The following is a 9,939-nucleotide window of genomic DNA, read 5'->3' on the forward strand; positions in this document are numbered from 1 at the left end:
TTTCGGGAACAGGGCAAAGCGGGGGCGATGCCGGCAGCGGGGTGCAAAGCCGGGTGAACAGGGCAGTCGGGGAGGAGCGGGAGGGCGGCGGGGGCCGCCGCGGATCAGCCGCTCATGGGATCGGGCGCCTGGGCGGCGCTGGGGCCGTCCTCATTTGCCGGTTCGCGAGTATCGTCGTTGGCCGGTACCGGCAGGCGCTTCGGCCCCAGGTTGCGGTTGCCGAAGGGCAGGTGGACGGCTGCGCTCGGCGTCGCGCTGGGCACGATGGTGCGAACCGCCTCCAGCTGCGCGACGAAGGTGTGGCCGCAGCGGTGGTTGGTGCAGGCATAGTCCAGCTCGCGCACCAGGCTGGTGACCTGCGCGCTGCTGCGGACGATCGCGCGCGATCGGCAGTGTGGGCAATCGAAGGAAGGCTGGCGCGGACGCGCGGTACGACTCATTGGTGGGAACCCCCGGCTTTCCCGACCGGCCCCGCGCCGGTCCTGAGGAAACTGAACAGCCGGCGCTTGATGGCTGCGACGGCAGTCTCGGCCTCGTCGGCTTCGAGCAATGCGCGCTGCACATCGTTGGGGCTGTGGCCGGCCTGGCAGACCGACAAACTGGCGGCGATCAGGTCGCCACATTCGCGGGCGGCCGTGGCCACCTCGCTTGAGAGGGCACGCGCGCAGGCGGTGCGATCCTCGACCGTGATCTTGAGCTGCGCCGCATAGGCGTCATGCAGCGGCGCGTTCTCGCCGCCGGACGCGAGGTATGCGGCGTCGAGGGCGATCGCATGAGAGAAGCCAGGGCAGGAGGTCGTCGCCTCGTTCGTCCAGTCGCGGATGCACGCGACCGAGCGGCCCACGACCGCCGCCGCCGCTGGATAGCCGATGCGGCCGGCAATCTGCAGCACGGCGTCTGCCGCAGTGTCGGGCGTCCGCGGTGCCATCAGGGGCGCTTCCCATAGAAAGCGGCGTTTGCTTTCGACGCGACGACCGGTGCGCTTGGCTTTACGGCTGGAGCGTCAGAGGCGGAAACAGGGTCGGTGGGGTAGATGTCGGGACGCAGCGCATGACGAGGAACGCCGAAGGCAGCCTCCGCCTTGAGGACGTACTTCGCCGATAGGGGGCGCTTCCGCTTCAGCAAGTAAGAGATCAGCTGCTGAGAGGCGCCAGTTGCCTTCGCGAAGGCAGTTTGGCTGCCCGCCAAACCGACCGCACGCTTAAAAGCTTGGATGCTAGCGTCATGTTCCATGGCAATCGGCGTACAAACGATACAAGCAGAATACAAGCCGTTTGTACGACGCTTGTACAAATTTGTTTGTAAGCTCTAGCTGTGAGCACGGTTGAGGAAGAAGGCGCGTGGCTTCGCGCTCAGCGCCAGCGGCGTGGCTGGACGGCGGCTGATGTGGCTCGCGTAGCCGTTGAGCAGGCTGCCGAAGCGGGCGTTCCGATCTCGCTGACCCAACAAGCGGTGTCAGCTTTCGAGAATGGACGCCTCAAGACGGTACCCATGTGGGTCTCTTGGGTCCGGCGGGCCGTTGATGACGTGCCGGCAGGCGCGGCACCCGCAGCCGCGCAGGTAATCCCTATGTCAGTGATGCTGCCTAGTGAGGCCGCTTTGGCGCGCATGTTCGAAGGGCTGCTTCGGCCGCTCGATCGAACGGCGCCAGTGGACGAGCTCGCGCGAATTCTCGCTCAGCGGCTTCCAAATGGCCTAGCGCGGCTTGCAACCGCTCTTCCGCCCGAGGCGACGGCGCCAGAGACCGTTCCCGATGCAGCGCCTCCACCTCCCGCCACAGATCATCCCGCGTCCCAGCGAGGATCGCGCACATGACCTCGCAGCGTAGGCAGGCAAGCTCGCAGCCAGGGGCGGTTCGGAAGACGGGTTCGTTCAAGAGCGGCTCGATGAGTGTTCCTATTCCGTTCGCATTTGGCCATGCGAGGTCTTGTAGGAAAGCGGCGGCAAACACGCTGCCCGCGACGCGATGTTCGAACACGTCCTGGGGTGAAGCAGCGGGCTTCTAAGGGGCGACGATAGGGGGGAGCATGGGGGCACTTCAGGAGTTCGCGGTTAAGGAGGCGGTTCTGCCGCCTGGTCTCACGGCGTTGCTGGACTGCGAGGACGTCGACACGCTTCCCGACGCGCCGACAGATTCGGACGAACCGCAGGCGATTGCCGGGTTCATGTGCGTCATCGAATATGCGGATAAAGACGGTGCGGTCACCGAGCGTCTGATAACCTGCCGTCGCTATCTCACAATCGGCGGCAACGCGTCCGTCGGCGCGATCTGCGGCAACTCCAGGCGTTACAAGCTCTTTCGCTGCGACCGGATCATGGAGGTATGCGACGCGGAGACGGGAGCCTCGCTCGGCGACGGTTCCTATTTCGAGCGCTTTACGGTCAGCGCAGCCAAGCCGCTGGCGGATATGTGGGACACCACATCGCCGCGAAAGTCGCTGATCGTCGCCGGCTTGAACGTGCTGGCGTTCATGGCGCGTTGCGACGGCCAATGGCACCCGCTGGAGACGCAGACGATCGAAGATTTCATCTGTTCGCTGTGGCTGCGGAAGGAGTGGGAAGGATCACCGCCGCTCGACCGGATCGTCGCGCACGCCCGCCGGCTCGCGCCCGATGGCGAGGTGTTTGAAAGCGCCATCCGGCAGTACGCGCACAGCAGCACCTCTCGGGCGGTGCTGACGCAGTACGTGCAGCGGGTGATCGCCGCCGATGGCGTCATCTGTGAGGACGAGCACCGGTGGGCGGCATGCTATGCCGAGTGCATGGAGGAAGCGGTTGCTGTGGAAGCTGGGGCGCGGCGCCTAGCACGGTAAATGTACCGACAAGATGCAACTGGTGCGCTGTTTGTCAGCGAGATCCTGATGATCATGCGGCTCCGCGTCCGGTGGCAGCGGGTCGTCCTTCTTTGGGGTTCGATGATCAACGGTGCTGCGCTGAAGGGGAGCTCTTCTGGTGACACGGGATGAACGCCTGGAGGCGCTCTTAGCTCGCGGCTATTTGCCCAAGGAGCTGCCGCCCCCATTCACCAGTAGGAACTTCGCCGAAAAGATCGCCGATATTTCCCGAATATGGGGGGAATATGAAGCTGGACTCAACGCGCAGCAGCGTCGGGCGTATCCACCGGTCAGCAACTATGCGCAGTTTGACATGGCGCGTAAAGGACACTCTAGGCGGATGCTCGGTGTGCCCAATCCTGTAAATCAGTACTATCTTTCTTCCGCAATCACGGACCACCAAGACGACTTTGAGCGCATATACGACCGCTCATCAATAAGCCTTACACCAGCCAAAATCGAGGCGGTTGGGAAGCGGGCTGTGAACATGCCAAAACTTTCACTACTCAGCGAGAAACGCATTCAGGCGTATGCAACGGCTCGCGCCATTCTCCAAACTGATGTACTTAGCTTCTATCATGCTATTTACACTCACTCGATTCCATGGGCTCTGCATGGTAAAAGGATTGCGAAGCGTAATCGCAACCCAGCCGATCCCGCAATGTACGGTAACCGCCTCGATGCGCTGTTACGTGCCTGCCAAGATGGTCAGACCATCGGTATTCCCGTGGGACCCGACAGTTCGCGTATCATATCCGAACTGATCTTGTGCGCAATCGAGGAGCACGTCGGCTCTGTTAATTTCGGGCGGGTTGTTGGCGGTTATCGCTACATGGACGACTTTTTTCTTTGCTTCCGCTCGCATGTTGATGCGGAAGCCTTTCTCGCTGCCCTTCGAGAGGCCGTACTGAACTTCGGTCTACAGCTAAACGCCTCCAAAACGCAGATCGTTGATGCGCTTAGCTTCAATGAAGAAAGCTGGCCGGGTGATATCACGCAGTTAGGGATCGCACGTTCTCCGGAGGAGCAGCGTCGAAACTTGATGCGTTTTTTCACTGAGGTAATTCGACATTCCAAATCACTCCCTGACGAGAGTATCGCATCGTTTGCGGTGCGAAAAACGTCTAGAACTCTCGTACTTCGGGAAAACTGGGACATATACGAGCCTTTTCTCCTGCGAGTGGCTCGGGAAAACTCAAATTGCCTCGACTCAGTTGTTAAGTTGCTATGTAGCTATGCTGCGGCCGGGTACCAGATTAGTGAGCGTGTAAAATACTTTGCAGAAAGTATGATCGAGGAGCATGCTCCTTACAATCATCACTATGAAGTGGCTTGGACGTTATGGCTTTGCCGATCGCTATCTATTCGGCTGGGAGAAGCTGCGACCAGGGCAGTGGCTAGGGTAGAAAACAGTCTGTGTGCTTGTCTTGTTCTGATGCTACGCAGCCGCACGCTGCTGACAGGTCGGGGTGCAGTCTCGGAGTGGACTGGCACTGTAGATGCCGGAGACCTGCGGGGTGAGCATTGGATGCTGGTTTATGAAGCCGGTATCCGCAAGAGCTGGGCCTTGCCGGGCGCGGAAGCAGCAGTAGGTGCCGATCCGCATTTCCGTATTCTGCGAGATCTTGGCGTCTCATTCTTTGATGCAACGGCAACAAACGTGGCTCTGGAGCTCCCAACGATCGACCATTTACTCGAGACGAGCTTAGCCGGGCGCCGTTCTGCGACATTACCCGGGGCGATTCGGTTCGAGTCGAGAATACCGCGCTACCAACGGCGATATGAGAAACTCGGCGAAGATTATGGCGGGGATGTCTCGGACTGGGGGACTCCTGGTGCCTTCGATACAGGCTTCTTCGATGAGGATGATGATGAGGAGGCCCCATTATAATCCAGCGGACTTTGTCGGGCTTCGGGCATTCTCGCGATTCTTTCGGTGACTCGTCGTCCTGCCTGCTTTCCAGCTTCACTTACGTCTAAAGCCCACGATCGCCCAGCGCTGCGCGTCAAACGCAGGCTTGAACCCGGCGACCGTCACCGGCTGTTCCGGCTTGATGTCGGCACGGCCTAGGGCGAGGTTCAGCCCCAGCGTGCGCGGCTGGCGCGCGGCGCGGCTGCTCTCGGCCGCCGCCTTGGCGTCCGCTTCGTTGGCATAGGTGCGGGACAGCATGCGGGCACCGTCCTTCTTGCGGACCGTCACCGACTGTTTCTTCGCGGCGCCGCGATCGTGCCAGCTGGCGGTGACGCCGGTCACCTCTTCCTGCTTCTGCAGCTGATAGTCGTGCCGATCGCCGTCGCCGCGGTAGATGGCGAGCTCCGGAGGTTGACGCCGCAGATGTTCGCCGCCTTGCCGAGCGGCGCCAGCTTTGCCAATCCATAGCCGGCAGGCGGCACACAGAAAGGGCGCGCGATGTTTCTGACGATCCTGGCCGCCGGTCTGGCAGAGCCGAGCTTGGCTGATACCGTTCGATCCTGCTCAGCGGCGGTGCATAGTGCCCAGCTTGAGGATGCGATCTACGCTTGTTCGCGACAGACAGAGGAGGACACCGCTTGCGGCGCCGCCCTGGCGCTGGGGAGATCCGCGCCATTCGCGCTTCCGATGCTGCCCGCGGGAAAGAGAGCCGCTGCTCTCGCCTATTTCGACGCCAGGGTTACCGCCTGCATCGAGCATGACGAGGGCTTGTAGAAGCAGTGAGAGTGCAAGCTGCTTTACGCTCGCGCCGGCCTTCAACATCACCCGCAGCCCCTACGGCGCCATAAAGCAGCTTGCACGAATCGCGGAACAAGACGAGAACGCGGGCCATGACGACCCCCGACTCCTCCAGCCTCGCGCAGACACTCCTTCACGCCCCGGGGTGGGCCCGCATGGGGCTCACGGCGCCCAACCAGCGCCTGCGCGAGAGAGCCGCGGCCGAACTGGCTGAGACGATCCTCGACGCCTTAGCGCGTCCGCAGGCGGCCCACGACGCACGGCAGATGCCGCTGCCGCTCTGAGGTGTCCGCGAATACCCGGCTGGACAGCCTGAGCGACCTGACGAAGCACCGCGCGAACCTGCGTGTCCGCTGCTCATGTGGTGCAGAGCATGTTTTCGATGCTCGCGTAACCGTCCGGTTAGCCGCGTGTTGCCGACTGTCGCGTAGCCGTTGATGTCCTGACCTGTGGTGGTCTCCTTCTGGAGTCCAGAAGGAGGTCAGGAGATGGGGCGGATGGAGGTCATTGCCCGGACGGAGCGCCGGCGGACCTATAGCGAGGCGGAGAAGGCGGCGGTGGTTGCCGAGGCGTCGGCGCCGGGCGTGACGGTGCGCGAGGTGTCCCGACGGCTCGGCATTGCCGAGAGCCTCATCTACAACTGGCGGTCGGCGCAGCGGAAGGCGGTGAGCATCGCCAGCGAGCCGTTGCAGTTCATCCCGTATGGCGTGGTGACGGACGCCGCGTGCGCAGAGCTCGCTATGGCGCTTACGCCTGCGACGCCCGCCCCGGCACCCGCCAAGCCGGTGCCTTCTGCCGTACCGGCAGAAGAACTGGTCCGCCCGCATCCGGGGCCACGACCGGGCGGCATCGACATCGACCTGCCGACCGGGGTGCGGCTGTCGGTCGACAGCTACGTCAACGAGAAGGCGCTCGCCCGCGTGCTGCGGGCGCTGGGGCATGCGTTGTGATAGCGCTGGCGCCCGGCACCAAGGTCTATCTCGCCTGCAAGCCGGTGAGCATGCAGAAGGGCTTCGACGGGCTGACCGCGCTCGCCAGCCAGGTGCTCAACGCCGACCCGTACTCGGGTCATCTGTTCCTGTTTCGGGGCAAGCGCGGCGACTATCTCAAGGCGCTCTACTGGGACGGCTCGGGCATGTGCCTGTTCGCCAAGCGGCTGGAGAAGGGCCGGTTCGTGTGGCCGCCACTGGTCGATGGCGGCATCGTGCTCAGCCCCGCGCAGCTGGCCCTGCTCATCGAGGGCATCGACTGGCGGCGCACTGTGGCACCGGCCCCGGTGACGGCGCCGACCCTCGTCTGAACGGCGCTTTTCGTCCTTTTTGCTTGGCCCGAGTCGGGCCGGTGATAGAATGGGCCATGTCGCTGGCGATGGTCGATCTTCCCTCCGACCCGGACGAACTGCGCGCCTTTACACAGGTGTTGCAGGCCCAACACGCAGCCACTGCTGCGGAGCTGGCCAGCACCGCGGCCGAGCTCCGTGCGGCCAAGGCGACCATTCAGCTGACCGCGCTGGAGATCGAGAAGCTCAAGGTCCAGCTTGCACGGCTCCGGCGCATGCAGTTCGGCCAGTCGTCCGAGCGGCTGACACGCGAGATCGAGCAGCTGGAGCTGCGGCTGGAGGAGTTGGAGACGTTCGAGGCCGAGGCGACCAGCGCATCCGCTGACACCGGCGTGCCGGCACCCACCCGCGAGAAGCGGAAACCGAAGCGCCTGCCGCTGCCCGACCATCTGCCGCGCCACGAGGTCGTCCACGCCGCTCCGCATGCCGATGGCTGCGGCGCGTGCGGCGGGACGATGTCGGCGCTTGGCGAGGACGTGACCGAGGTTCTGGAGTATGTGCCCGGCCGCTTCCAGGTCGTGCGCCACGTCCGCCCCAAGCTCGCCTGCCAGCGGTGCGACGCCATCACCCAGTCGCCGGCTCCGGCGCTGCCCATTCCGCGCGGCAAGGCTGGTCCCGGCCTGCTCGCGCACGTGCTGGTGTCGAAGTATGCCGACCATCTGCCGCTCTACCGGCAGGCAGAGATCTACGCTCGGGAAGGCGTCGAAATCGACCGCTCGACCATGGCGGACTGGGTGGGCCAGGTCAGCTGGCTGCTCCAGCCGCTGGTCGACCACGTCCGCCAGCACGTGTTCGCGGCCGACAAGATTCACACCGACGACACGCCCGTGCCGGTGCTAGCACCGGGCACCGGCAAGACCAAGACCGGCAGGCTGTGGGTGTACGCTCGCGACGACCGGGGCTGGCAGGGCATCGGCCCGCCGGCAGCGGCATATTTCTACACGCCCGACCGCAAGGGCGAGCGACCGCGCGCGCATCTCGCCAGCTTCAGCGGCTTCCTGCAAGCGGACGGCTATGCGGGCTACGACCAGCTGTACGATGGACGCCGGCAGCCTGGCCCCATCGTAGAGGTGGCGTGCTGGGCGCATGTCCGGCGCAAGATCTACGACGTGTGGAAGGCGACAGGCTCAACGACGGCGCGTACCGGCGTCAGCATGGTCGACCTGATGTATGAGGCGGAGGAACTCGGACGCGGGCTGCCGCTGGAGGACCGGCTCGCGCGCCGGCAGGTCGTCAGGGTCGGCGTGGACGGCTTCTTCAACTGGGCCGAGGACACCATGCGACGCATCTCGGGCAAGGGCGCGCTGGCCGACGGCATCCGCTATGCCGTGAAGCGGCGCGAGGCGCTGACCCGCTTCTGCGACGATGCCCGGCTCGAAGCGGACAACAACCGTGCCGAGAACTGCCTCCGTCCCGTCGCGCTCGGCCGCAAGAACTACCTCTTCGCCGGCTCGGACAAGGGCGGTGACCGCGCAGCGGCGATCTACACCCTCATCCAGACCGCCCGGCTCAACTTCATCGACCCCGAAGCCTGGCTGCGCGACGTGCTCACCCGCATCGCCGACGGACACCCCATCAACCGTATTGGCGAACTCGCGCCTTGGCGCTTCTCAACGCATGCCTCTGAAAGTAGACAAAAACCTCAATAACTGGCGGGAGCGGAGGTCCGGCCACCCTAACGGTTCCGCGCTCTTGCCTGCCGTTGCGCGCGCCTCTTCTTTCGCTTTGCGGTTTCTTCGGGCTGGCGCGCCAACTGAGCCCGGTTTTTGCCTTTGCGAAACGGCTTCGCGACGTAGCTCGCTACGTCAGATGAGAACCAAGATACCAGTTCAGAAAGCGTGTCGCGGATCATCTTTGAACACCTAATTAGCTGACGGCTGACGCCTCAACCCAACGGCGGAACACGCCGATAGCCTCGCATAAGTCGAGCGGCCCGCAGGCAACCTCGAACGCTTTGCCTTGCACGGAAGCAACCCACCAGCTGCCGGTTCGCTGCCACTCCGCCAAGTCATCGCTAGGCTCACCATATTCCACTCGCTCGAAAGGCAGATCCTGCATGGCTGTGCCGGTCAGTTCGATCCGAAGCGACCACCCAGGATTGTCGAGCGTGTCGATCTTCACGCCGTACAAATGCTCCCAATCATCATTGCACTGCGCCAAATACCATTGCGTCAGCCACTTGAGGTTATCGTCGCTCATGCCGCAGCATCACCCAAGGCGACTACATCCGCAATGGGCCGGCCGGCGAGGAAGGAACGATCGATAAACTGCTTATCGCGACGGTGGTGAGCAGACGCTTACATGCTCGCCGCTTCTGGCGGTACGCCATGCTCCGCTCCTGGAACACGCAGCTAGGTGCGCTGGGCCACCACATTCGCTGCCGGACTTGCGGAAAGCGCGGACCGCGGCTCAGCGCCACCCCGCAGCCGCCGACCCTGGCGGATCCTTTTCCCCGGGATGAAGCTGCGTGGAAGGCTCTCCAACGGCGACTAAGGGACTAACGGCAGAACCTGGGTGGGAAGCCGCTGGTACGCCTTGAGCATCCAACTAGACCGACAACCCTTGGCTCACTTAGGGCGAGATGGCGGTCACGCGCTTTTCTTGGCGCTTCAGTGTAATTTCGCTAGACACGTAACGTAGTCGCAAATTTACAAGGTTGCGATTTCGTTGCATCAGTCTTTGAATCCGATCTGATAAGTCTGTGAAGATATTTTGATAAGTGGTGGCGGTTCCCTGTGCGTCATCAAACTCGGCAACGCTCAGGCCCACGACATCGCCAGCGTTCACCGCCGCATATTGCGTAATCGCAGTACGTATAGCATCGCTTCCGTCATCTAGTTCAGTTCTAAATGAGGATCGAACGTTCTCGTGTACCTGCGCCAAGCCTTCCATGTACTCTCGTACAAGTATCGATACGTCGAGTTGATCGGGCGAGTTCGCCAGCTCGGCCATTACAGACGCTTTGAACTTATTATCGGCCCGGATTTTTGCTAGGGTCAGGACTCGTTGATCACAGCCAGAAGATGACGGTGGCAGCGAGGGCGATTGCGGAGAAG

General features: G+C 63.0%; 14 protein-coding genes. 7 read left to right on the forward strand and 7 right to left on the reverse strand.

Annotated elements, in window-relative coordinates; genetic code table 11:
* Nucleotides 1-104 precede the first annotated feature (104 nt).
* The 4 genes from ABDZ92_RS16265 to ABDZ92_RS16280 form a co-directional block, all read right to left on the reverse strand.
* On the reverse strand, nucleotides 105-440 hold the full coding sequence (locus tag ABDZ92_RS16265; protein WP_125959974.1) for an Ogr/Delta-like zinc finger protein: 336 nt from the start codon (nucleotides 438-440) through the stop codon (nucleotides 105-107).
* Nucleotides 437-892 carry a hypothetical protein gene (locus ABDZ92_RS16270; protein ID WP_125959973.1) on the reverse strand — a complete coding sequence of 152 codons (456 nt, stop codon included), beginning with the start codon at nucleotides 890-892 and terminating at the stop codon, nucleotides 437-439. The genes ABDZ92_RS16265 and ABDZ92_RS16270 overlap by 4 nt, the downstream gene beginning before the upstream one ends.
* A 35-nt stretch (nucleotides 893-927) precedes the next feature.
* Nucleotides 928-1,233: a transcriptional regulator gene (locus ABDZ92_RS16275; protein WP_125959972.1), complete on the reverse strand. Its 306-nt coding sequence runs from the start codon at nucleotides 1,231-1,233 to the stop codon at nucleotides 928-930.
* 75 nt (nucleotides 1,234-1,308) lie between these two features.
* Complete coding sequence (locus tag ABDZ92_RS16280) at nucleotides 1,309-1,446, reverse strand: hypothetical protein (RefSeq protein WP_272695321.1); 138 nt, start codon at nucleotides 1,444-1,446, stop codon at nucleotides 1,309-1,311.
* A 581-nt stretch (nucleotides 1,447-2,027) separates the two neighbouring features.
* On the opposite strand from ABDZ92_RS16280, the gene ABDZ92_RS16285 reads away from it, so the two are divergent.
* The gene (locus ABDZ92_RS16285; protein ID WP_125959971.1) at nucleotides 2,028-2,813 is read left to right on the forward strand and encodes a tellurite resistance TerB family protein; all 786 of its coding nucleotides are present in this window, start codon (nucleotides 2,028-2,030) and stop codon (nucleotides 2,811-2,813) included.
* A 139-nt stretch (nucleotides 2,814-2,952) separates the two neighbouring features.
* Nucleotides 2,953-4,725 carry an RNA-directed DNA polymerase gene (locus ABDZ92_RS16290; RefSeq protein WP_125959970.1) on the forward strand — a complete coding sequence of 591 codons (1,773 nt, stop codon included), beginning with the start codon at nucleotides 2,953-2,955 and terminating at the stop codon, nucleotides 4,723-4,725.
* A gap of 75 nt (nucleotides 4,726-4,800) precedes the next feature.
* Here ABDZ92_RS16290 and ABDZ92_RS16295 read toward each other — a convergent pair whose 3' ends face one another.
* Nucleotides 4,801-5,088 carry a hypothetical protein gene (locus ABDZ92_RS16295; protein ID WP_125959969.1) on the reverse strand — a complete coding sequence of 96 codons (288 nt, stop codon included), beginning with the start codon at nucleotides 5,086-5,088 and terminating at the stop codon, nucleotides 4,801-4,803.
* 156 nt (nucleotides 5,089-5,244) lie between these two features.
* Here ABDZ92_RS16295 and ABDZ92_RS16300 point away from each other — a divergent pair, with 156 nt between their 5' ends.
* The 5 genes from ABDZ92_RS16300 to tnpC all read left to right on the forward strand — a co-directional run bounded on the left by ABDZ92_RS16300 (nucleotide 5,245) and on the right by tnpC (nucleotide 8,532).
* Nucleotides 5,245-5,520 (forward strand): hypothetical protein, encoded by a 276-nt coding sequence (locus ABDZ92_RS16300; protein WP_125959968.1) that lies wholly within the window; start codon nucleotides 5,245-5,247, stop codon nucleotides 5,518-5,520.
* Between the two features lie 116 nt (nucleotides 5,521-5,636).
* Nucleotides 5,637-5,828, forward strand: coding sequence for a DUF6771 family protein (locus ABDZ92_RS16305; RefSeq protein ID WP_125959967.1), 192 nt, complete (start codon nucleotides 5,637-5,639; stop codon nucleotides 5,826-5,828).
* 204 nt (nucleotides 5,829-6,032) lie between these two features.
* Entirely contained in the window at nucleotides 6,033-6,494 is a 462-nt protein-coding gene (tnpA, locus tag ABDZ92_RS16310) for an IS66-like element accessory protein TnpA (RefSeq protein ID WP_084281024.1), read from the forward strand.
* The gene (tnpB, locus tag ABDZ92_RS16315) at nucleotides 6,491-6,844 is read left to right on the forward strand and encodes an IS66 family insertion sequence element accessory protein TnpB (RefSeq protein WP_084281025.1); all 354 of its coding nucleotides are present in this window, start codon (nucleotides 6,491-6,493) and stop codon (nucleotides 6,842-6,844) included. Before tnpA ends, tnpB begins: the two co-directional genes overlap by 4 nt.
* A 56-nt stretch (nucleotides 6,845-6,900) precedes the next feature.
* Nucleotides 6,901-8,532, forward strand: coding sequence for an IS66 family transposase (tnpC, locus tag ABDZ92_RS16320; RefSeq protein WP_084281026.1), 1,632 nt, complete (start codon nucleotides 6,901-6,903; stop codon nucleotides 8,530-8,532).
* Nucleotides 8,533-8,749: 217 nt separating this feature from the next.
* Here the strand turns inward: tnpC and ABDZ92_RS16325 are convergent, their stop codons facing one another.
* Together ABDZ92_RS16325 and ABDZ92_RS16330 are read right to left on the reverse strand one after the other, a co-directional pair.
* Nucleotides 8,750-9,082 (reverse strand): immunity 53 family protein, encoded by a 333-nt coding sequence (locus tag ABDZ92_RS16325; RefSeq protein WP_261271381.1) that lies wholly within the window; start codon nucleotides 9,080-9,082, stop codon nucleotides 8,750-8,752.
* A 372-nt stretch (nucleotides 9,083-9,454) separates the two neighbouring features.
* A partial coding sequence (locus ABDZ92_RS16330) for a hypothetical protein (RefSeq protein WP_343763915.1) occupies nucleotides 9,455-9,939 on the reverse strand: 485 nt, incomplete at its 5' end.

It is taken from the genome of Sphingomonas molluscorum (genome assembly GCF_039522995.1).
GTDB lineage: Bacteria > Pseudomonadota > Alphaproteobacteria > Sphingomonadales > Sphingomonadaceae > Sphingomonas > Sphingomonas molluscorum.